Raw genomic sequence first — 407 nt, 5'->3', positions numbered from 1 at the left:
TGAATAAACCTCCCAGAAACCCGGATGAGCCTATTATGACAAAGCTCCTTTGGAGGTCCACAATAATTTATAGTTTATCAATTGCAATCGGGGTGGTTGCCATTGTTATATACTCCTATAATTTCAAAACCTACTCCTGGGCCGAAATAAACAATATGGCCTTCTATACATTGATATTTTCTCAATTGTTGAACATATTTAATCTTCCCAATAGAAAAATATCTTTTTTTATTAATGAAGTGACTGAGAACGGCTGGATTTGGGCAGCGATAATTTTTTCTGTTTCCATTGTTATAGGCGCGTTTTCTATTCCGTTATTCAGAGGAGTTTTAGATCTGGTACCATTGAATTTCCATCAATTGATTCTAATACTTTTGTTCTCTTTATCCACTCTTTTGCTGTCACAA

1 protein-coding gene is annotated in these 407 nt (G+C 34.9%); it reads left to right on the top strand.

All coding sequences use genetic code 11. The features are described from left to right. A partial coding sequence (locus tag HC175_RS19630; RefSeq protein WP_209310126.1) for a cation transporting ATPase C-terminal domain-containing protein occupies positions 1 to 407 on the top strand: 407 nt, incomplete at both ends.

The sequence above is a fragment of the Salinimicrobium oceani genome (assembly GCF_012037645.1).
Note: the sequence above shows the minus strand (reverse complement) of the source record. Positions and strands in the feature narration are given on the sequence as shown.